This window comes from Streptomyces sp. NPDC048734 (assembly GCF_043198675.1).
Taxonomy (GTDB): Bacteria; Actinomycetota; Actinomycetes; order Streptomycetales; family Streptomycetaceae; genus Streptomyces.
On record NZ_JBICUZ010000015.1, the window covers coordinates 107038 to 129127 of the forward strand.

Genomic DNA, 22090 nt, shown 5'->3' on the forward strand with positions numbered 1-22090 from the left:
CCGGGGCTTACGGCCCGTTCCTCTCGTGCCGAGTTTTTGTACATGTAAAAATAGTAGCCCCGTGAAATGGCCTTGTCGAGCGAGGACGCAGGGGCCTCACCTGCTTCGCGGACGCCGCCGGGACGGGGCCTCATCCCCCGTGCGCGGGGGAGGCGTGAAGCAGCTCCGCCGTGAGCCGCGCGGTGGGCTTCACGGCCGCGCAGCAGCTCGCCGCCCAGTCGAGCGCGGCCCGGTGCCGGCGGGCGCTGAAGTCTGCGACCGCGTCGGCCGCGAGGAAGACCTCCAGGTTGTGGCTGAACGCGTCCACCGCCGTGGTGACACCGCTCAGGTGCGCGTACACGCCGCAGATCACGAGCTGGTCGCGGCCCAGCTCCCGCAGGTGCCGTGCCAGGCCCGAGCCGAAGAAGGCGCTGTAGCGCCAGGCGGGCAGCACGGCGCCGCTCGCGTCCGGGGCGAGCTCGCCCACGATGGCCGCGTCCTCCAGGACGTCGTCGAGGCCCTTGCCCCAGAAGTCCGTGAGCAGACCGCGCTCACCCGGCGCCTGGGTGCCGGGCTGGACGGTGTGGACGACCGGCACGCGCAGCCTGCGGCAGGCCCGGAGCAGGGCCGAGCAGTTGGCCAGCAGGGCGTCGAGCGGCTGCGTGCCGCGGGTGTACGGCCGTAGGAAGAAGCCCTGCATGTTCAGGACGAGCAGAACGGACCGCTCGGGGTCCACGGTCCAGGCGACCCTGCTCTCGACGAGGTGGTCCGGACCGGGCATCGGATACGGATCGATCACGAGGGCGTCCATGGTCCGCCGTTCCCTCCGCCGCGGTCGTCAGGAGATGAAGTCGTAGGACAGGAGGGCGTTCTCCACGTCCTCCGCCCAGGACCCGTACCGGCGCATGCCGTACAGCAGCGGCAGCGGCCGGCGCAGGGAGGTGACCAGCGTGACGCGGGCCATCACCACCGTGTGGTCGCCGACGGCCTGTTCGGCGGTGACCGCGCAGTCGGCGATCGTGTGCGCGGCCTCGGTCAGATGGGGGCCGCCCTGCCGGGCCGGCACCCACGGCACCCGGTCGAACCGGTCCGCGGCCCCCGAGCCGAACAGCTCGGCGGTGGGCCGGGCGTGCTGGTGCAGCAGGTTCACCGACAGCGCCCCGCTGTCCCGCACCGCGCCGAGGGTGGGACTGCCGGCCCGCAGGCAGACGAGCAGGGTGGGCGGGTCGAGGGCGACGCTGCACAATGACGTGCACGTCATCCCCCAGGGAGTACCGTCCGGGGTCTGTGCCGTCACGACCGAGACACCCGTGGGGAATCCGGCGAACAGCCGGCGCGGATCGGCTTCGTACCGTTGGTGCGACATGAGTCCTCACTCGCCTCGGTTCACGGGGGTGCGGACAGGGCGGGCCCTGGCCACACCGATTCGCCGTACGGATCCGGCCGCCGGACGGCCTCGTGGAGCGGGGGGCGGTCCACGAGACCGTCCGGCGGGGGAGGCGCCCGGGGTGGGCCGGAAGTCCCCCTCGGCGGGCCGGGATCAGTAGTGCCCGGTCCCCGCCTCCGCGTCCTTGGCGAGCGCCATGCCCCGGGCGGCGTTGAGCATGCGCCTGCCGATCTCCGGCGGTGCCTGGGTGCGCGACCACTCCTCGGCCGCCTCCATCCGCTCCCGCGTCATGTTGAAGCAGCGGTTCTCCGGCAGTCCGAACCTGTCGGCGTGCGCGATGAAGTCCACTTCCTTCTGGATGTACTCGTGGATGCGCGCGGCGGCGACGCCCGGCTCGACGGTCCCGGCCTCGACCGCCTCGCACAGTTCACGGGTCAGCTCGCCCATGCGGACGTAGGTCTCGCTGATCGGAAGGGGGGACCCCGGGTTCCCGGACCGTTCGGCCTCCAGGAAGACGTCGGGGTCGCCGGTCTCGCTGAACCGGTAGTAGGCGTCCTCGACCATCATGTTGCCGCTCATCGTCCCGAGCATCCAGGTCCGGTTGACGGCGTTCCACAGTTCGTAGTGACCGAAGCCGACGAACGAGCTGTAGACCAGGTCGTCGTGGAAGTCGAACAGTCCCTGCTGGAGGGCCTCCACGTGCGCGAACCGCTCCTTGGACCAGTCGCCGTCGCGGGAGGCGGCGATGAGCCGCCAGCCCAGCGCGTTGACGAGCTCCAGCGTGTTCGCCAGGCCGCGCGAGTACAGCGCGTCGATGAACCCGGCGGCGTGGGACGTCAGGCAGTAGCGGTCGCCGACGACCGTCTTGGCCGAGTACTGGAGCCGGCCGGTGGAGACCCACGGGCGGACCGTCTTCGCCCCCTCGAACTGCCAGGCGATCTCCGGGAACCGTGCGAGGAAGTCCTGGAACTCCTGCTCCGGCGGGGTGTCGCCCTTCGGGTACTTCCGCGGGTCCAGGGTGAGACCGACGCTGCACAGCGGGTTGCGGGCCGCGTCGTGGTTGTCGAACGGGATCACCCAGAGCCAGCCGCCGTCGAAGACGTGGTGCAGCGTGCCGTGGTGCCACGGGCTCGGCTGGTCGTGCTGCTGCGCGGTGGGCGAGTCGTCGAACGGTTTCACCCCGATCATGTGCGTGAAGAGACAGCGCGAGTGGGTCCGGGCCCGCGTGGGCGTCTCGCGCAGGTCGAACTTCTCCGCGAGGGGCGAGCGGAACCCGCTGCCGTCGACCACGTACGAGGCGCGGAACTCCTCGCCGTGCTCGGTGCGCAGGACCGCGCCCTCGTCCGGGTCGATGTCGATCTCGGTGACCCGGGTCGCCAGTCGCGCGTCGGCGCCGTAGGTGAGCGCGACGTGGAACAGGTGCGCGTCGACGTCCTGGCGGAACAGGTGGGTCTCGGTGCGCAGGTCGATCGGGACCACCAACTGGTTGATCTCCTGCGGATCCTGCCGCCGGCCCTCGCGGTGGTAGACGAAGCCGAAGTTCTGCTTCTGGCCGCAGTTGGGGGAGATCTCCTCGATGGTCCCCTTGTAGTTCGACAGGGCCTTCAGCTCGGGCACGTCGTACCGCTTCGCGATGAGCCGCGCCATGCCCGAGGTGTACGGGATGGTCGACTCGCCCACCGCGAAGCGCGGGTGGGTGCCCGCGTCGAGGAGGAGGGTCTTCACCCCGTTGCGGGCGAGCACCGCGCCCAGCATGCCCCCGGCCATGCCACTGCCGAGGATCACCACGTCGTACCGGTCTGTCGCCGCGGAGGCGGAGTTCTTGCCGTGCACCAGTTCTTCCCTTCTTCGGCGTTCGGCCGGTCGGTTCACTTCTCGGCGGTGACGGGGGACCGGGTCTCCGGGACGAGGTCGTCGACGGTGATGTCCAGTGCGAGGTGCTTGCCGCGCAGGCCGGCCAGGAGGGTGACGAAGTCGTTCGCCGGGGTGTTCCTCCCCTCCGGGTCGATGATCGACTGGGCCAGCTTGTGGTAGTCCTCCTTCTTCAGCGACCGGTCGTAGAAGCGCTCCACGAAGGACCGGACCTCGTTGAAGAAGCTCAGGTAGGCGGTGGCGTAGCGCTTGAGCGCCACATCCTCGATCTCCGGGTACTGCAGGACCTTGTCGACGACCCGGGACAGGATGCTGCCGGCGGTCGTCGCCAGCGCGACACCGGTGGAGATCAGCGGGTCGACGAACGCGGCCGAGTCACCGACGGCGGCCCAGCCCTTCCCGTAGACGGTCTGGTTCGTGTACGACCAGTCCCGGGCACTGCGGAAACCGGCGGACTGGCGCGCGTCCCGCAGCATGTGCCTGAGCTTCGTCGTCTTCTCGACCTCGTCGCGGAAGAGCTGTTCGAGGCCCTGGTCGCTCTCGCCGGCGACCGTGCTCGGCGTCACGAAACCGACGCTGACCGTCCCCTTGTCGAGCGGGATCCCCCAGAACCAGCCGTTCTCGATGCCCTCGATCAGGATGTTGGTGTACTGGTCGCCGGGCAGCCGCTCGCAGTTGTCGAAGTACGTCCACACGGCGACGTTGCGGAGCTTGTCGTGCCAGTGGATCTCCGAGTACTTGCGGGTGAGGACCCGCGCCTGCCCCGAGGCGTCCACCACCATGGCGGACCGGACCTCGTAGGTCTCCTTGCCGCCGCGCACGGTGAAGCGGACGCCCGTGACCCGGCCGTCCTCCTCGACGGGCTCCTTCACCGTGGCGTCCTCGACGACGTACGCCCCCAGTTCCCGCGCCCCGTCCAGGATCACCGAGTCCAGGTCGGCGCGCCGGGTGTGGTACGCGAACGTGTAGTCGCCGCCGTCGACGAAGGAGAAGTCCCAGGCCGCCTGCTCGCTTCCCCAGACGAACGTTCCGCCGTTCTTGCGCTCGAACCCGCGCTGCTCCAGCCGCTCGGTCAGCCCCATTTCCTCCATGGGGGCCATCACGACCGGAATAAGCGATTCGCCGACGTGGTAACGCGGAAAACGCTCTCGGTCGAGAATCAGTACCTTGTGTCCGCGCTTCGCGAGAAGTCCGCCTGTGGTGGCGCCGGCCGGCCCACCTCCGATAACGACGACATCGAATTCAGTGGGTATGCCAGTGAGAGTGGACGGCATGCTCGACCTTCCCGATTCGGACGTGCCACATCCCGCCGAGCGGGCATCCGCAGCACTGCGTTGGCTGGACCCAGCCAGGTTCGGGGAAGCGGGCTGAATGCCTTCTGCACAGCCTCTGGACGAATCCTTGTGGAATGCGGAAAGCATGCTGAATCAGGGGGCGAAATAGGGGTTGTATTTTCTGTCCCGAACTTCCTAGCGTTACGCAAGGTGTGCTCGCCGGCCACGGCGGAGGTATGAGCAAGTTCAAGCAGGCAGGAGCGTACGAGTGACGCAAGTCGAAGACATCCGGCCACTTTCCGAAGTTCTGCGCGGCCACGCGCTCGACCGCCCGGACAAGGTCGCGTTCGCCGACGAGGAACGCGAGGTCACCTACGCGCAGCTCGCCGAGCGTACGGGGCGGCTCGCCGGCCACCTGGCCGGCTCCGGGGTGGAGCGCGGCGACCGGGTCGCGATCCTGCTCGGCAACAGCGTCACGACCGTGGAGAGTTACCTCGCGATCACCCGCGCCGCAGCCGTGGGCGTACCGGTCAACCCCCAGTCCTCGGACGCCGAACTGGCCCATCAGCTCGACGACAGCGGGGCCCGCCTCGTCATCACCGACGGCACCCACCTGGAGCAGGTCGAGCGCATGAGGGCGACACGCGAGGGGATGCTCGTCGTCCTCGCGCACGGCGACGCCCGCGGTGCCGGCATCCTGGCCTTCGAGCGGCTCGCCGGGAGCGAGCCGGCCCGGGGACCCCGGGACGACCTCGGCCTCGACGACCCGGCCTGGATCCTGTACACCTCCGGCACCACCGGTGCGGCCAAGGGGGTGGTCTCCCACCAACGGGCCTGCCTGTGGTCCGTCCACTCCTCCTACCGCGGCGTCCTCGGCCTCGGCCCCGACGACCGGCTGCTGTGGCCGCTGCCGCTGTTCCACAGCCTCGCGCACGTCCTGTGCGTCCTGGGCGTGACCGTCACCGGCGCCACCGCGCGCATCCTCCCCGGCTTCGGCGCCCGGGACGTGCTGGACGCCCTGCGCGCCGAGTCGTTCACCATGCTGCTCGGCGTCCCGTCCATGTACGTCCAACTGGTCGAGGCGGTGGAGGCGGCGGAGGAGACCGGGCGGACGGTCCCGAAGCCGCGGGTCTGCGTGGTCACCGGGGCGGCGACCGGCGCGGCGCTCGCCGCGGCCGTCGAGCGGGTGCTCGCGGCGCCGCTCGTCAACACCTACGGCTCCACCGAGACCTGCGGTGCAATCACCATCAGCCGCCCCGGCTCCCCGCGGCCGCCCGGCACCTGCGGCACGGTGGTGCCCGGCGGCGAGCTGCGCCTGGTCGACCCGCGCACCGGCCTCGACGTACGGGCCGGTGACGAGGGCGAGGTTCTCGTCCGGAGTCCGAGCCTGCTGCTGGGGTACCACGGCCGGCCGGAGGAGACCTCGGCCGCGCTGCGCGACGGCTGGTACCGCACCGGCGACCTGGCCCGGCGCGACGCCGAAGGGCACCTGGCCGTCACCGGCCGCGTGAAGGAGCTGATCATCCGGGCCGGCGAGAACATCCAGCCCGGCGAGATCGAGGACGTCCTGCGCGGGGTCCCCGGCATCGTGGACGCGGCCGTGACGGGCCGCCCCGACGAGGCACTGGGCGAAGTCCCCGTCGGTTACGTGGTGCCCGCCGCGGAGGGGTGGTCACCCACCGAGGCACTGGCGGCCTGCCGGGAGCGGCTCAGCTACTTCAAGGTTCCGGCGGAGCTCTACGAGATCGCCGCCCTGCCGCTCACCGCCTCCGGCAAGGTCAGCCGCCGCGGACTGCCGCACCTTCCCGCGCGGCTGCGGTGCGTCGGCACCAGCCACCACGACCACCTGTGGCACACGCGATGGGCCCGGTGGGAGCCCGAGCCGGCACCGGCCGGATCCGGCGGCTCGACGGCGGCACCGGCAGAACCCGGCGGCTCGACGGCGGCAGGAGGGACAGCGGCACCGGAGACGGCGGCCGGCCCGGCGTCGCGCTGGGCCGTCATCGCCGGGGCGGAACCGGTGTTCGCGGAGGCCGTGCGCCGGGCGGGCGGCGTCACCGAGTCCTTCCCCGACGCGGCGACGGCCCGCGCCGCCGGACCGTTCGACGGCTACCTGGTGGTGTCCGACGCGCCGGACGCGGACGCGGTCGCGTCGGTCGAGGCGCTCGCGGCGCCGGGCGGGGGTGTGCGGGGTGAGGTGCCTGCTGTGCCGGACGAGGCCGGGGTGCTCGCGGTGCCGGGCGCGGATGCAGCGGATGCACGGGGTGAGATGCCTGCCGCGGCCGACGCGGCCGACGCGGCCGACGCGGCCGACGCGGCCGAGGAGACCGCGGCGTCGCGGGACGCGGGCGGGCAGGCCGACGTGCGCGCCGCGCTGCCCGCCCCGGAGCCGGGCGGGCAGGCCGTGCCCCGGATCGTCGTCCTCACCCGGGGCGCCGTGGCCGGCCGCCCCGGCGAGCGGGTGGAACCGGCCGCCGCGGCCGCGCGTGCCGGGCTGCTCGCCCGTGGCGCCGGACGGACGACCCTCGTCGACCTGGAACCGGGGGAGCGGACCGAGGACGCGTACGCCGCCGCCTGGCGCACCGTCCTGGAAGCACCCGCGGGGGAGACGGAGTTCGCCGTCCGCGGTGGCGAGGTCCTCGTGCCGCGGCTGACGCGTGTACGGGCGTCGGCCGAGGTCGCCGCGGTCCCGCCGCGGCCGGGCGGCGCCGCCCTCGTGACGGGTGCGGGCACCCGCCTCGCACACGTCCTCGCGGCCCACCTCGTGGTGAACCACGGGTTCCGCCACCTCGCCCTCACCGACGCCGACCCGGCGGCGGCCGAGTCCCTGGCCGCCGAACTGACGCGGCTCGGTGCCACCGTGACGGTACGCGCCGAGACGCCGGACACCCCGGAGGGGGCCGCCGCCCTGCTCACCTCCCTCGGCCCGGCCCGCCCCCTCGACACGGTCGTCCACCCGGTGGTGACCCCGGCGGACGCGGCGGCCGCGGAGCGGCTGCTCACCCTGACCCGCGGCACCGGCCACCCGGCCCTGATCCTCTGCGGCACGCTCGTCCACCCCGGCACCCACCCCGTCGCCCCGGCCGTGGCGGCGGCCGCCGCCCACGCCGCCGCGCTCGCCCACGACGCCCCCCACGCCACCTTCCTGGCCTTCGGCCCGGTCACCGCCGACGGCGACGCCCCCGACCCCACACCGCCGGGTCTCGCGCCGCTCACCGCCAGGGAGGCGGCCGACGCCTTCGACGCCGGACGGGCGACGGCGGGCGGCCACCGGGCCCTCGTCATGCGCACCGACCCGTGGACGATGCGGTCCGCCGGGGCCGCCCGGCTCCGCCGACTGCTCCGCGCGCCCGCCGACGGCGCCGGACAGGCCGCCGACAGCGGGATGCGGGAGCGGCTCGACGGGCTGTCCCCCAGGGGCCGGGAGCGGGCCATGACCGAACTTGTACGGGAGGAGGCGGCGCGGGTACTGGGACTCGACGAACCGGGGCGGATCGAGACCGGCCGCGCCTTCACCCACCTCGGGCTCACCTCGCTCACCGCCGTCGCCCTGCGCGACCGGCTGGCCGCGCGGACCGGCCTGCGCCTGCCCGTGACGATCGCCTTCGACCACCCGACCCCCGCCGCGCTGGCCGCCGCCCTGGACCACGAGCTGTCCGGCCGCCGGCCGGAGGCGGCCACCGGGCGGCGCCCCCCGCGTCGCGACGACGACCACGACCCCGTGGTCGTCGTCGGCATGAGCTGCCGCTACCCCGGCGGCGTCGCATCCCCCGAGGACCTGTGGCGGCTCGTCGCCGAAGGCCGCGACGCGGTCGGCGCGTTCCCCACCGACCGCGGCTGGGACCTGGAGCGGCTGCTGCGCGGCGACGGCACGGAGCCCGGCACCTCGGTCACCGGATCCGGCGGATTCCTCGACGCGCCCGGTGACTTCGACGCCGCGTTCTTCGGCATCAGCCCACGCGAGGCCCTCGCCATGGACCCGCAGCAGCGACTGCTTCTGGAGGTCGGCTGGGAGGCGGTCGAACGCGCCGGCATCGACCCGACCGCCCTGCGGCAGACGGACACCGGCGTGTACGTCGGACTGATGTTCCACGACTACGCGGAGAACCCCGGCCCCCTGCCCGAGGACCTGGAACGGCTTCTCGGCACCGGCACCGCGGGCAGTGTCGCCTCCGGGCGCCTCGCCTACACACTGGGCCTCAACGGCCCGGCCCTCACGGTCGACACCGCCTGCTCCTCCTCGCTCGTCGCCATCCACCTGGCCGCGCAGGCCCTGCGCCGCGGTGAGTGCTCGCTCGCCCTGGCCGGCGGCGTCGCCGTCATGGCCACCCCGAGCACCTTCGTGGAGTTCAGCCGCCAGCACGGCCTCGCCCCCGACGGCCGGTGCAAGGCCTTCTCCGCGGACGCCGACGGCACCGGCTGGTCCGAAGGCGTCGGCGTGGTCGTCCTGGAACGCCTGTCCGACGCACGCCGCGCCGGCCGGCCCGTGCTCGCCGTGATCCGGGGCAGCGCGGTCAACCAGGACGGCGCCAGCAACGGCCTGACCGCGCCCAGCGGACCGGCCCAGCAGCAGGTCATCCGCCGGGCCCTGGCCGACGCCGGCCTCACGCCCGCCGACGTGGACGCCGTCGAGGCACACGGCACCGGGACTGTGCTCGGCGACCCCATCGAGGCCAACGCGCTCCTCGCCACCTACGGACAGGAACGGGACCCGGAACGCCCGCTGCTGCTCGGCTCGCTCAAGTCCAACATCGGCCACGCCCAGTCCGCCGCCGGTGTCGGCGCCGTCATCAAGATGGTGGAGGCCCTCCGGCACGGCGAACTGCCCCGCACGCTGCACGTCGACAAGCCGACCCCGGCCGTTGACTGGGACTCCGGCGCGGTCCGCCTGCTGCAGGAACGGACCGCGTGGCCCCGGACCGCGGACCGCCGCCGCGCCGCCGTGTCCTCCTTCGGCGTCAGCGGCACGAACGCCCACCTCATCCTGGAACAGGCCCCCGATCCCCTGCCCGCCACCGCCCCGCCCGCACTCCCCGGCACCGTGCCGGTCGTGCTGTCGGCCCGCAGCGGACCCGCACTGCGCCGCCGGGCCGAGCACCTGCTGGACCTGGTCCGCGCCGACCCGGAGCTCGACGTCCCCGACCTCGCGGCCGCCCTGGCCACCACCCGCACGGCCTTCCCCCGACGCACCGCGTTCGTCGTGGACGGCGCCGCGGAACTGGAGCACCGACTCGCGGCCGTCGCCGCCGGCCGGCACACCGGCGTCGAGCCGAACGGCCCGTCCGCGGAAGCGTCCCTGGCCATCGGGTTCACCGGCCAGGGCAGCCAACGCCCGGGGACGGGAAAGGAGCTGTACGCCGCCTACCCCGTCTTCGCCGAGGCGCTCGACGCCGCCTGCGCCGCCCTCGACCCCTACCTCGACCGGCCGTTGCGCGACGTCATGTGGGCTCCCGGGGGCACACCGGGGGCCGCGCTCCTCGACCGTACCGACTTCACGCAGGCCGCACTGTTCGCCCTGGAGAGCGCCCTCTTCCGGCTCGTCGAGTCCTGGGGCGTCGTCCCCGACCTCGTCACGGGGCACTCCGTCGGCGCGCTGGCCGCCGTGCACGCGGCCGGAGTGCTGTCCCTCCAGGACGCCGCCTCGCTCGTCGCGGCCCGCGGCCGGCTGATGGCCGCGTTACCGCCCGGTGGCGCCATGACCGCGATCGAGGCGACCGAGGACGAGGTCCGCACCGTGCTCGCGACCACGCCCGCCGCCACGCCCGCCACCGCGGCCGTCGCCGCGGTGAACGGCCCGCGCTCGGTCGTGGTGTCCGGCGACGAGCGGGCGGTACGGGCCGTCGGCGAGGCGTTCCGGGCACGGCGGCGCCGGGTGAGCGCGCTGCGGGTCAGCCACGCCTTCCACTCGCCGCTCATGGATCCCGTGCTGGAGGAGTTCGGGGCGGCGGCGCGGGGAGTCACCTACCGGCCGCCCGCCATCCCCGTGATCTCCGACCTCACCGGCCGGCCCGCCGAGACGGCCCGGCTCTGCTCGCCCGACTACTGGGTCGGCCACGTCCGGGAGACCGTCCGTTTCGCGGACGCCGTACGCGCCCTGCCCGGTGAGGGGATCACCGCCTTCCTCGAACTCGGCCCCGACCGCGCGCTCACCACCATGGCAGGCGACTGCGTGCCCGGCTCCGCACTGGCGCTGTGCGGAGGCCTGCGCCGCGGACGGTCCGAAGTGCGTTCGCTCCTCGAAGCGGTGGCCCTGGCCCATGTGCACGGTGTCCCCGTCGACTGGCCGCGCTTCTTCGCCGGACGTCCCGCGCACCTGGTCGACGTGCCCGTCTACCCCTTCGAACACCGGCGGTACTGGCTCGCCTCCGGACCGGCTGACGCCGGCCTCCCCGCTCGGGCACCGGTGCCGGCCCCCGTGGTCCCGCCGGACGAGCCCTCGGCCGCGGAACGGCTCCGCGCCGATCTGGGGAGCCTTTCCGAGGAGCCGCGGGAACGGGCGCTGACCGAGCTGGTGCGAGCGGAGGTCGCCGCCGTCGCCGGCTTCGACGGCCCGCACGAGATCGAGGCCCGTCGCAGCATGACCGACCTCGGACTCGACTCCGTCTCCGCCGTGGACCTGAGCACCCGCCTGGGCGCACGGACCGGACTCGACCTGCCCGCCTCCCTGGCCTTCGACCACCCGACGTCGACGGCCATCGCACGCCACCTGCTCACCCTGCTCCCCGCCTTCGGCCTGGACCGGGAAGGCGGCGCGGACCGCGCACCGGAGGGAACGGTCTTCGGCGAACTGGCCAGGCTGGAGGCCTCCGTCGAACGGGACCGCCCCGACGCCACCGCGCGCCACCGGCTCGTCGAACGGCTGCACGCCCTGGCCGCGCGGCTCACCGACGGCTCGCCGGGGCGACCCGAGAGCGCGGAGGAGACCTCGCTCGGCGACCGGATCGCCGAGGTCACGACGGTCGACCAGCTCTTCGACCTCATCGACGACGAACTGAAGGGACCCTGACGTGACGGGCACCGAGGAGAAGCTGGTCGCCTACCTCAAGAAGGTCACCGCCGAGCTGCACGAGACCCGTCGGCAGCTGAGGGGCGCCACGGCGGCGAGCCGTGAGCCGATCGCCGTCGTGGGCATGGCGTGCCGCTACCCCGGCGGCGTGCGTTCGCCCGAGGACCTGTGGCGGCTGGTCCTGGAGGAGCGGGACGTCATCTCCGGATTCCCCACGAACCGGGGCTGGGACATCGACGGCATCTACGACCCCGATCCCGACCGGCCCGGCAGATGCAACGCCCGCGAGGGAGGCTTCCTGCACGACGCCGCCCTGTTCGACGCGGAGTTCTTCGGGATCTCCCCCCGTGAGGCGCGGGCGATGGACCCGCAGCAGCGGTTGCTCCTGGAGACCGCCTGGGAGGCCTGCGAGCGTGCCGGGATCGACCCGGCCTCGCTGCGCGGCAGCGACACGGGCGTGTTCACCGGTGTCGTCCACCACGACTACGCGACCGGGCCGGTGCCGGACGCCCTGGAGCCCTACCTCGTCACCGGCCTCTCCGGAGGCGTGGCCTCGGGCCGCATCTCGTACACGTTCGGTTTCGAAGGGCCGGCGGTGACGGTGGACACGGCGTGCTCGTCGTCGCTGGTCGCCCTGCACCAGGCGGCGCACGCGCTGCGCTCCGGCGAGTGCGGCCTCGCGCTGGCCGGCGGAGTGACGGTCATGGCGACACCGCGCGCCTTCCTGTCCTTCAGCCGGCAGCGGGGCCTCTCACCCGACGGGCGGTGCCGGGCGTTCGGCGCCGGGGCCGACGGCACCGGCTGGGCCGAGGGCGCGGGAATGCTGCTCGTCGAGCGGCTGTCGGACGCCCGGCGCAACGGTCACCCGGTGCTCGCGGTCCTCCGCGGGTCGGCGGTGAACCAGGACGGTGCCTCCAACGGACTCTCGGCCCCCAACGGCCCGTCCCAGCAGCGGGTGATCCGCAAGGCCCTGGCCCACGCGGGCCTCACGGCGCGGGACGTCGACGTCGTCGAGGGACACGGCACCGGCACGAAGCTCGGCGACCCCATCGAGGCGCAGGCGCTCCTCGCCACGTACGGCCGGGAACGCGACGCCGGCCACCCTCTCCACCTGGGGTCGATGAAGTCGAACATGGGCCATACGCAGGCCGCGGCCGGCGTCGGCGGCGTGATCAAGATGATCGAGGCGATGCGGCACGGCGTCCTGCCCCGGACCCTGCACGCGGACGAGGCGACACCCCACGTCGACTGGTCGGCGGGAGCGGTGGAGCTGCTGACGAGCCGGCGCGGCTGGCCCGAGACGGGCCGGCCGCGCCGGGCGGCGGTTTCCTCGTTCGGGATCAGCGGCACGAACGCCCATGTGATCCTGGAGGCCCCGCCCGAGGAGCCCGGGCGGCGGACCCCCACCGGCCCCACCGGCCCCACCGGCGACGTTTCGCGGGACGCCGTACCGTCCTTGGTGCCCTGGCCGCTCTCCGGGCGGGACGCCGACGCGCTGCGGGACCAGATCGCGCGGCTGCGGACCTACGTCGAGGGGTCGAAGGCCGACCCCGTGGACGTGGGCTTCACCCTCGCCCGGCGCTCGGTCTTCCGGCACCGGGCGGTCCTCCTGCGGGACGGCACCGGCACCCGCGAGATCAGCGGCGCGGCACGGCCGGGCGGCACCGCGCTGCTGTTCTCCGGCCAGGGCAGCCAGCGCCCCGGCATGGGGCGGGAACTGTACGAGGCCCACCCCGTTTTCGCGGAGTCGTTCGACGCCGTCGCGGAGCACACCGGACTGCCCCTGAAGGAGGTGGTCCTCGGCGGGGCACGGGACGGGCTCCTGGACCGGACGCGCTACGCGCAGGTCGCCCTGTTCGCGGTGGAGGTGTCCCTGTACCGGCTGGTCCGCGGTCTGGGCGTCGACGTCGGGGCCGTGGTCGGGCACTCGGTGGGCGAGGTGGCCGCGGCCCACGCGGCGGGCGTGATGTCCCTGGAGGACGCCTGCCGCCTGGTGGAGGCGCGGGGCCGTCTGATGCAGGCGTTGCCGCCCGGTGGCGCCATGGCGGCCGTGGAGGTCTCCGAGGCCGAGGCCACGGCGTCCCTGGCCGGCCTGGAGGACCGGGTGGCCCTGGCCGCTGTCAACGGTCCGACGTCCGTCGTGCTCTCCGGCGAGGAGAGCGCGGTCCGCAAGCTGGTGGAGGGGTGGCGCGAACAGGGCCTGCGGACAAGCTGGCTGACGGTCAGTCACGCCTTTCACTCGCCGCTGATGGACCCGATGCTGGAGGAGTTCCGTGACGTCGTGGCCGGGCTGGAACTCCGCGCCCCCACGGTGGCCGGGCTGCCCCCCGAGGTCGTGGACCCCGAGTACTGGGTACGGCACGTGCGCCGCCCGGTGCGCTTCGCCGACGCCGTGGCACGGGCCCGCGAAGCCGGCGCCGTACGCTGGCTGGAGGTGGGTCCGGGCGGCGTCCTGACCGCGCTCGCGCAGCGGATCGTGCCCGACGCCGAGGACCAGGTCTTCGCCGCCGCGCTGCGCGCCGACCGCCCGGAGACCGAATCGCTCCTCGTGGCCCTGGCCCACGTGCACGTCGACGGAGGCACGGTCGACTGGAGCCGACTGCCGGACGCCCACGGCAGGCTGGTGGACCTGCCCACGTACCCCTTCCAGCACCGGCCGTACTGGATCGAGGACCAGCCCCTTCCCACGACCACGCCCGCCACGCCGCCGGCACCGGCCGTCCCCTCCCCCGACCGCGGGGACGGCGAGGCCGCCGTGAGCGGAGCGGACGGATCGGGTCCGGCGGGCGGGCCGTTCGCCGGTCTGACCGGGGCCGGGCGGCTGGCCGCCGTGACGGAGCTGGTACGGACCGAGGCCTCGCGGACCCTCGGTCACACCGGTACGCCGCTCACCGCGAACCGCACCCGTCGGGAGCTGGGCTTCGACTCGCTGACCGCGATCGAGCTGCGCAACCGGCTCAGCCGCGCGCTCGGTCTTCGCCTGCCCGCCACGCTCGTCCTCGACTGCGAGGACCTGGCCTCGGTCGCGGCCTTCGTCGACGCCCGCCTGGAGGACGCCTCCCGCGGGCGGCCCACGGGGGAGGGGCGGTCCGGTGAGCACGGTGACGCCGGCCTGCTCACGGAGCTGTTCCGGGAGGCGGCCGCGGCGGGGCGCGTCGACGATGCCGTCGCCCTCGCCGAAACCGCCGCACGGATGCGCAGGACCTTCACCGATCCCGCGGACCCGGCCGTCCGGCGCGCCCCGGTCTGGTTCGGCAGCGGACCGGCCCGCCCGACCGTCGTGTGCCTGCCCTCCTTCAGCGCGATCGCCGGCACGCACGTGTACGTCCGTTTCGCGGACGGCTTCAGCGACGCCTGGAGGGCGGCGGCCCTCGTCCACCCGGGCTTCCTCCCGGGCGAACCGCTGCCGGACTCGGTGGAGGTCCTGGCGGAGACGCACGCCAGGACCATCACCGAGGCGGTGGGGGAGGTCCCCCTGCTGCTCGTCGGCCGCTCGGCCGGCGGCTGGCTGGCCCACGAGGTGGCGGCCGCTCTGGAGCGCGGGGGCAGGACTCCCGACGGCGTCGTGCTGCTCGACACCCCGGCGAGCGGGGGCGACCCGCGCGGGTACGCGCTGATGGTCGGCGGAATGCTGGAGCGCGACAGCCGGCTCGTCTCGATCGACGACCACCGGCTGACCGCGATGGGGGCGTACACGCGGCTCTTCAGGGACTGGAAGCCCGAACCGATCGCCGCCCCCACCCTGCTGGTGCACGCGGCCACACCGTACGGGGCCGACGGAACACGGATCGCCTCCTGGCACCTGCCCCATGACGCCGCCGAGGTGCGCGGGGATCACTTCACGATGCTGGAGGAGCACTCCGTGACGACCGCGGAAGCGGTGGAGAGGTGGTTGCGGACCCTGTCCCGACACGGCGACGGCTCGTGAGACGGGCCTCTTGGCGCCCGGCCCCCCGTGAACGCCGCCGCCCGCGCCGCCCGCGCCGCCCGCGCCGCTCGCGCGGCGGGGCGAACCCGGTGGTCCCCCCCCCGGTCACGCCGGCCGGCCCGCACCGACGAGCGGGATCCACTCGACGAACGGGAGACGAAGGATGCTCGACAGCCTGGAATGCGTCCGCTACGACAAGCGCGGCCACGTCGCCCGCATCACCCTGGACCGTCCGCGGGTGCTGAACGCCATGAATCTGCGGATGCACGCCGAACTGGCCGAGGTCTGGGACGACTTCGAGTCCGACGACGACATCCGGGTGGGTGTCCTCTCCGGTGCCGGAGAGCGGTCCTTCTCCGTCGGACAGGACCTCGGGGAACTGGTCCGCCGGATCGACGAGGGCACCGCCCCCTCGACGTTCGGCAGTCGCGGTCAACCGGGCTGGCCCCGGCTGACCGAGCGGTTCTCGATGTCCAAACCGCTCATCGCCCGAGTGAACGGGTACGCCCTGGGCGGTGGCTTCGAGCTGGCCCTGGCCTGCGACATCGTGATCGCCGCGGAGCACGCCGAGTTCGCGCTGACCGAGGCGAGGCTCGGTCTCGTCGCGGGTGCCGGAGGGGTGTTCCGGCTCACCCGGCAGGCGCCCTTCCGTGTCGCGATGGGGCACCTGCTGACCGGCCGCCGCATGACCGCCGCCCGCGCGTACGAACTGGGCCTGGTCAACGAGGTGGTGCCGGGCGGTGGTCTGGACGCCTGTGTGGAGGGCTGGCTGGAGGACGTCCTGAGCTGTGCACCGCTGTCCCTCCGCGCCGCCAAGGAAGCCGCGACGGTCTCGGCCACCCTGCCGCTGGACCGGGCGTTCGCCACTCGGTACCCGTGGGAGGAACGGCGGGCCCTCAGCAGGGACGCGCTGGAAGGCCCACGTGCCTTCGTCGAGAAGCGCCCCCCGAAGTGGACCGGAACCTGACCGGGACCGGGACCGGGACCGGGACCGAGTTGAGCCGGGACCGAGACCGAGTTGAGCCGAGACCGAGCCGAGTTGAGCCGAGACCGAGCCGCGCCGAGACCGAGCCGCGCCGGGACCGAGCCGAGCGACGCGATCGGCGGCGCGTCCGTGTCGCCCGACGAAAGGTCCCCTCCCATGTCCCTCGACTCCCTGCCGGGTTGGCCTCCGTCAAGGACATGCAGACCTGGGCCGGGCTGACCCGGCTGCGCGAGGCCTTCGAACGGCTCCGCCCGCGGCTCGTCACCTTCCGCGACGGCGACGGCGTCGACCTCTTCGACCTCCCCGACGCCCCGCGACCGGACCCGGACCCGGACACCCCGGCCCCGCCGCGTTTCCTGCCCGAGTTCGACAACCTGCTGCTGTCCCAAGCCGACCGTCGCCGGGTCGTCCCGCCCGAGCACCGGGGCCGTTCCTGGCGGGGCAGCCAGGCCTTTGCCACCCTCCTCGTCGACGGTTTCCTCGCCGGGGTGCGGAAGCTGGAGCCGGACGCCCTCGTCGTCGAGCCGTTCGGCCGGCTCGGCGAGGAGCGGCGGCGGGAGGTGACGGCCGAGGGGGAGCGGCTGCTGCGGGTGAGGTACGGGGAGTCGTCCCGCGGCATCCGGTTCGGCACGGTGATCCAGTAGGGGCCGGGCACACCTTCCGCCGGAATCCGGCGCGTGGAGAGGGGGCGCTGCGGGCCGCTCGTGGAGGCTCGCAGCGCCCCCCGGTCATTCACCTGAGGGATGCTCAGGGGTCCTTCCGGGCCGCGCGGTGACTTACGAGTTCACCTGCGCGGTCACGAGGTTGGAGAAGGTGGTCAGCCGGGTGTAGACACCCGGGTAACCGGCCTGCGCGCAACCCTCGCCCCATGAAGTGATGCCTGCCAGGACGCCCCCGATGAGCAGGGGACCGCCGCTGTCGCCCTGGCAGGTGTCTACGCCGCCGGAGGTGTATCCGGCGCACACCATGTCGCTCGCGACGAAGTCGGAGCCGTAGCTGCTCGCGCAGCTGGAGTCGGACACGATCGGCACGGTGGCGGTGCGCAGCTGGTTGGAGGAGCTGCCGTTCGCCGAGGTCGTGCCCCAGCCCAGGACGCGGGCCGTGGTGCCGGCCGCGTACACGCCGGTCTGGGAGGAGGTGACGTACGACGCCGTGGTGTACGGCATCGCCGTCGACAGGGTCAGGACGGCCACGTCGTCGCCGTTGGTGGCGTCGGTGTAGTCCGGGTTGATCCAGATCTTGCTGACCCGGCTGACCGTGCCGTTCGTGCCGCTGAGGTAGGTGCGGCCGCCGACCACCCGCACGCTGCTGGTCGTCTCACCGACCATGCAGTGGGCCGCGGTGACCACCTTGGTCGCCGACACGAGGGTGCCGCCGCAGAACTGGTTCTGCGAGGCGTCCGTGATCTGCATCATGAACGGGTACGCGGTCGTCGTGGTCGTGGTGCCGCCGACGATCGGCTGGGGGGCTGCGACAGCGGTGGGGGCGCTGAGCAGGGCGGTCGCGACCGCGGCGGCCGAGGCCGTCGCGAGGGCCGCGGCCTTCTTGGCACGGGTGAGCCCGAACATCGATCTCCTTGCTGGGGGAGTTGCCGGTGGGGGGTCGCGCGGGTGTGGGGGGACTGCACGGAGGTCTCGGGACCGACCCCCGTGTGCCCGGCGAGCGGCACGTCCCCTACGCTAGGACCGGGTGCGTCCCGGACCCAATGAGGGAACGCCCTAAGGGAGTTGGGGAGGGAAAACCCTCGGTCGCACCGGGAACCCGCGCTCAGGTCCCGGGACCGGGAACCCGCGCTCCGCGAACCCGGGCACACCGGACCCGCGCAGTCGGTGAATCCGCCCGGCCCTCACTTCGCGTGGTGCCCCGCCGCCAGCCGGACGATGTCCACCCGCGAGCGGATCCCCAGCTTGCGGTAGACCCGGGTCAGCGTCGCCTCCACCGTCTTGACGCTGATGAACAGCCGCGCGGCTATCTCCCGGTTGGTGGCGCCCTCCATCACCAGCGCCGCCACCTGACGCTCCATCGACGCGAGCCCCTCCAGCGCGTCGGACGCGGGCACCGGCGCCGGTACGACGGCCGGTCCGGCCGGCTCCTCGGAGGCCGCCGCCTCCACCTGCCGCAGCCATGGCAGCGCCCGGCACCGCCGGAACAGCCGCGCCGCCTCGTCGTACGACGTCGGACCCGGCCGCCGGGTGCGCAGCCGGGCCACGGCGAACGCCGCCCGTGCCTCCTCCAGCCCGTACCCGAGCTTGGCGAACCGGTCCTGAACGGACGTCAGACGGGCCAGGGCGCCCTCCTGGTCGCCCCGCGCGGCCCGCACCAGCGCCTCCGCCCGGTCCAGCGTCGCCAGGATGCTCTCGCGGCCCAGCCGCAGCGCGTCCTCGCGCGTGACGTCGACGACTTCCTGCGCCTCACCCGGCTCACCCACCCGCACCAGCGCCTCGGCGAGGTCGCCCTGCCAGCGGCCGCGGGCCGGATCGTTGATGCCGAGGCCCACCTCCAGCTCCCGCACCCGGCGCAGCGAGGCCACCGCGCCCGCGGCGTCCCCGGCGACCAACTGGGCGTGTCCCAGGGCGGCCAGGGCCCGCGACAGGTACATCTGGTCGCCGTCCTCCTCGGCGCGGCCCGCGGCCTCCCGGGCCAGCTCCAGCGCACGGCTCACCTCACCGCCGGACGCCTCGGCGAGGGAGGCCAGCATCGCGGAGGCGCCCAGGCCGATCCCCGAGTCGCGGGCCAGCCGCAGGCTCTCGCGGGCCAGGTCCAGGGCGCGCCCGCAGTGCCCGGAACGCAGTTCGGTCTCCGCGAGGAAACGCTGGAAGTGCACCTCGCTCTCGACCATGCCGCGCCGGCGCACCTCGCGCAGCAACGCCGTGATCGTCGAGCGGGCCTCGGACAGCTGATCGCTCATCAGCAGCCAGCGGAACCTGGCCGCGCCCGGCCCGTTGTGATGGCACGCCACGTACGGGTCCTGAGGCTCCTTCAGCGTCCGCTTGATCGTCACGGGCGCGTCCGGATGCCCCATGAGCGTCTCCGTCGACGCCTGGAGGGCCAGCGCCATCAGCTCGCTGCGCCGGTCGGCGCCGCGCGCGGCCAGCTCCGCGGCGTGCGCCGCCTGCTCCCGGGCCTCCGCGAAGTCCCCCTGCACCACCAGCCCGCGCCAGGCCAGCTGGTAGTGGACCTGCGCGAGGAGCACGGGGTCGTCGCCCGCGTCGGCGAGCACCTGCGGATAGACGGCGTCGACGTCACCGAGGGCCTGCCCGGCCGCCTCGATCACCACCATCCAGGCCCGTACCCGCTCGGCGGGCGCCGTCGCCCGCGTCAGCACCTCGCGGGCGATGTCCCGGGCGAGGTCCACCTCGCCGGCGATGATCGCGTCCTCGGCGGCCTCCAGCCGCCGCTCGTCCGGGGCCGGCCCGCCGTCCGCGGGGGTGTGCCGGGCCGCGAGCAGCCCGAGCGAGGCCGCCACCGAGGGCGCCCCCCGGTCCCGGGCCAGCGCGGCGGCCTCCGAGAGCCGGGCGGCCACCTCGGGATCGGTGCCGGTGGCCGACAGCGCCAGGTGCCGGGCCCGCTCGATCGGGTCGGAGGCGGCCGTGGACAGCGCGGTGTGCGCGGCCCGCCGCTCCCGCACGGGCGCCTCCGCGTACAGCGCCGCCGAGATCAGCGGATGCGCGAAGCGTACGGCCGGCCCCTCCGGATCCGTCGCCAGCAGGCCGAGCGCGGCGGCCTGCGCGGTCTCCGCCTCGGCGTTCTCGCGGCCGGCCGCGTGCAGCAGCGCCAGTGTGGGACGGGCGCCCGCGCTGGCCACCAGCAGGGTGCGGCGCGCCTCGTCGGAGAGCATGTCGAGCCGGCTGAGCACCAGGGCGCGCAGCGAGGTCGGCACGGGCAGCGGCTCGCCGGGGCGCGGCGGGGTCGGGTTCTCGCCGAGGGCGCGGCCCAGCTCCAGGGCGAACAGGGGGTTGCCGCCGCTGGTGCGGTGGATCTCGCGGACCGTCGAACGGGGCAGGTCGGTGTAGCCGCGGTGGTCGAGCAGCGCGGAGACCTGGGCACGCGAGAGGGGGTTCAGGCGGACGGCGAGGGTGTCGGGCGGAGACGCGCGTAGATGGCGGTCGTACTCCTGTCCCTCGGTCCGGACCGCGCAGAGCAGCTGGACGGGGGTGTCGCCGAGTCGGCGGGCGGCGAAGCCGAGGAGTTCGGAGCTCGCGGAGTCGAGCCACTGCATGTCGTCGGCGACGAGCAGCACGGGCCCGGCGGCGGCGAGGGCGCGCAGCGCCGAGAGCACGGCCAGGCGCAGGGCGAGGCCGTCGCGTTGCAGCGTCGACTCGCCCCGGCCGGTCAGCGCCGATTCCAGGGCGGTGCGCTGGGCGGAGGGCAGCTTGTCGGCCACCTCGTCCAGGACCAGGCCGAACAGGTCGGCCAGCGCCAGGAAGGGGAGGTGGCTTTCGGACTCGGTGGCCGAGCAGCGCAGGACGGTGCGGGCCGCGTCGCCGTAATCCGCGGCCAATGCCCGCAGCACGGTCGACTTTCCTATTCCGGCCGGGCCGTGCAGCAGCACACTGCCGCCGCGGGCCAGCTGCTCGTGGGCGGAGGTGAACAGCTCGTCCCTGCCGATGACCAGGTCGGGGCGGCATCTGGCAGGCTCCTTGAAGTCCCGTCGCACGGTCACCGCTCCCTCCGAGTGTCGTGTCCGACCGAATTCTAGGCAACGTCTCTTTGAAATCCGGAAGGACGGCGTCGTGAGGGAGATAACAACGGGAGCATACGGAAATTCATCGAGGTGACGTTTGAATGAACACTCATCGTCCCGGCCCCTCCCTGGCTTGATCCCTACGCTCCCGCACGGCCCCGCCCCGCTACGGCAGCAACCCCGCCCTCCGTGCCGCGACCACCGCCTCCCCGCGGGTGTGGGCGCCCAGCTTCCGCATCGCGGATCCGAGGTAGCCCTTGACCGTCTCCGGGCGCAGGCCCAGCCGCTCGGCGGCCACCCGGTTGGTCACGCCCGCCGCCACGCACGCCAGCACGTCCAGCTCGCGGGGCGCCAGGGCCACCGTCGGCGACGGCACGCCCCGGGTGAGCAGCCCGCAGGCCTCCAGGAGCTCCGCGCGCAGCACCGGGTCGGCGATGCGCGGGGCGAGGGCGCGCAGGCAGGCGTGCGCCTCCCGCACCTGCTCCCAGCCCGCCGCCGACCCGGCCCGCGGCTCCGGGCGGGCCGCCGCCAGCAGATCCCGGACCTCGTCCCCGACCGCCAGGGTCTGCTCGACGTCCCGCGCCACGTCGACGGCCGCGTCCAGCGTGCGGTCGCCCAGCGGCTGGGCCGTGCGCAGCGCGCCGTACAGGACACCGCGCACCCGGCGGCGTACGACCACCGGGACCGCGAGGACCGAGCGCAGGCCCTCCTCGGCGACCGCCGTGTCGTACTCGTGGCTGATCTGCCGGGAGAGGGAGTAGTCGGTCACGGCGCACGGACGGCCCAGGGCGACCGCCTTTCCGCCGAGCCCGTTGCCCGAGGTCACCGCGAGCCCGCGCAGTGCCGGGGTGGCCGCCCCGCTCAGCTCGCTGATGCGCATCCGCGGGCGCCCCGGATCGACGAGCCCGCCGAAGGCGACCGGCAGCCCCGTCGCCCGCCGCAGTCGCGCCAGCGCGCCGCGCATCTCCACCGCTC

Annotated in this window: 10 protein-coding genes and 1 pseudogene; 4 read left to right on the forward strand and 7 right to left on the reverse strand. The window is 74.0% G+C overall.

Annotated elements, in window-relative coordinates; all coding sequences use genetic code 11:
- Positions 1 to 130: 130 nt before the first annotated feature.
- The 4 genes from ACGFQC_RS30170 to ACGFQC_RS30185 form a co-directional block, all read right to left on the reverse strand.
- A complete protein-coding gene (locus ACGFQC_RS30170; protein WP_363091539.1) occupies positions 131 to 790 on the reverse strand; it encodes an isochorismatase family protein in 660 nt (219 codons plus the stop codon).
- Positions 791 to 817: 27 nt separating this feature from the next.
- Positions 818 to 1345, reverse strand: a complete 528-nt coding sequence (locus ACGFQC_RS30175; RefSeq protein WP_363091540.1) for a flavin reductase family protein — start codon at positions 1343 to 1345, stop codon at positions 818 to 820.
- A gap of 174 nt (positions 1346 to 1519) precedes the next feature.
- Positions 1520 to 3199, reverse strand: a complete 1680-nt coding sequence (locus ACGFQC_RS30180) for a tryptophan 7-halogenase (RefSeq protein WP_363091541.1) — start codon at positions 3197 to 3199, stop codon at positions 1520 to 1522.
- A gap of 35 nt (positions 3200 to 3234) precedes the next feature.
- Positions 3235 to 4512 (reverse strand): tryptophan 7-halogenase, encoded by a 1278-nt coding sequence (locus ACGFQC_RS30185; RefSeq protein WP_363091542.1) that lies wholly within the window; start codon positions 4510 to 4512, stop codon positions 3235 to 3237.
- A 268-nt stretch (positions 4513 to 4780) separates the two neighbouring features.
- Here ACGFQC_RS30185 and ACGFQC_RS30190 point away from each other — a divergent pair, with 268 nt between their 5' ends.
- The 4 genes and pseudogenes from ACGFQC_RS30190 to ACGFQC_RS30205 all read left to right on the forward strand — a co-directional run bounded on the left by ACGFQC_RS30190 (position 4781) and on the right by ACGFQC_RS30205 (position 17075).
- Positions 4781 to 11518, forward strand: coding sequence for a beta-ketoacyl synthase N-terminal-like domain-containing protein (locus ACGFQC_RS30190; RefSeq protein ID WP_363091543.1), 6738 nt, complete (start codon positions 4781 to 4783; stop codon positions 11516 to 11518).
- A 13-nt stretch (positions 11519 to 11531) separates the two neighbouring features.
- Positions 11532 to 15446: pseudogene (locus ACGFQC_RS30195) on the forward strand (type I polyketide synthase); the annotation flags it as partial.
- Positions 15447 to 15609: 163 nt separating this feature from the next.
- Positions 15610 to 16413: an enoyl-CoA-hydratase DpgD gene (gene dpgD, locus ACGFQC_RS30200; protein WP_363091545.1), complete on the forward strand. Its 804-nt coding sequence runs from the start codon at positions 15610 to 15612 to the stop codon at positions 16411 to 16413.
- Positions 16398 to 17075 (forward strand): DNA glycosylase AlkZ-like family protein, encoded by a 678-nt coding sequence (locus ACGFQC_RS30205; protein ID WP_363091546.1) that lies wholly within the window; start codon positions 16398 to 16400, stop codon positions 17073 to 17075. The genes dpgD and ACGFQC_RS30205 overlap by 16 nt, the downstream gene beginning before the upstream one ends.
- A gap of 132 nt (positions 17076 to 17207) precedes the next feature.
- Here the strand turns inward: ACGFQC_RS30205 and ACGFQC_RS30210 are convergent, their stop codons facing one another.
- The 3 genes from ACGFQC_RS30210 to ACGFQC_RS30220 all read right to left on the reverse strand — a co-directional run bounded on the left by ACGFQC_RS30210 (position 17208) and on the right by ACGFQC_RS30220 (position 22079).
- A complete protein-coding gene (locus tag ACGFQC_RS30210; RefSeq protein WP_363091547.1) occupies positions 17208 to 17999 on the reverse strand; it encodes a serine protease in 792 nt (263 codons plus the stop codon).
- 278 nt (positions 18000 to 18277) lie between these two features.
- Positions 18278 to 21094 (reverse strand): AAA family ATPase, encoded by a 2817-nt coding sequence (locus ACGFQC_RS30215; RefSeq protein WP_363091548.1) that lies wholly within the window; start codon positions 21092 to 21094, stop codon positions 18278 to 18280.
- A 187-nt stretch (positions 21095 to 21281) separates the two neighbouring features.
- Positions 21282 to 22079, reverse strand: a complete 798-nt coding sequence (locus ACGFQC_RS30220) for a helix-turn-helix transcriptional regulator (RefSeq protein ID WP_363091562.1) — start codon at positions 22077 to 22079, stop codon at positions 21282 to 21284.
- Between the last annotated feature and the right edge of the window lie 11 nt (positions 22080 to 22090).

Coding starts and splice junctions, on each gene's coding strand:
- ACGFQC_RS30220 (WP_363091562.1), bottom strand. CDS start 22,079: ATGCGCGGCGCGCTGGCGCGACTGCGGCGGGCGACGGGGCTGCCGGTC.
- ACGFQC_RS30185 (WP_363091542.1), bottom strand. CDS start 4,512: ATGCCGTCCACTCTCACTGGCATACCCACTGAATTCGATGTCGTCGTT.
- dpgD (WP_363091545.1), top strand. CDS start 15,610: ATGCTCGACAGCCTGGAATGCGTCCGCTACGACAAGCGCGGCCACGTC.
- ACGFQC_RS30175 (WP_363091540.1), bottom strand. CDS start 1,345: ATGTCGCACCAACGGTACGAAGCCGATCCGCGCCGGCTGTTCGCCGGA.
- ACGFQC_RS30210 (WP_363091547.1), bottom strand. CDS start 17,999: ATGTTCGGGCTCACCCGTGCCAAGAAGGCCGCGGCCCTCGCGACGGCC.
- ACGFQC_RS30170 (WP_363091539.1), bottom strand. CDS start 790: ATGGACGCCCTCGTGATCGATCCGTATCCGATGCCCGGTCCGGACCAC.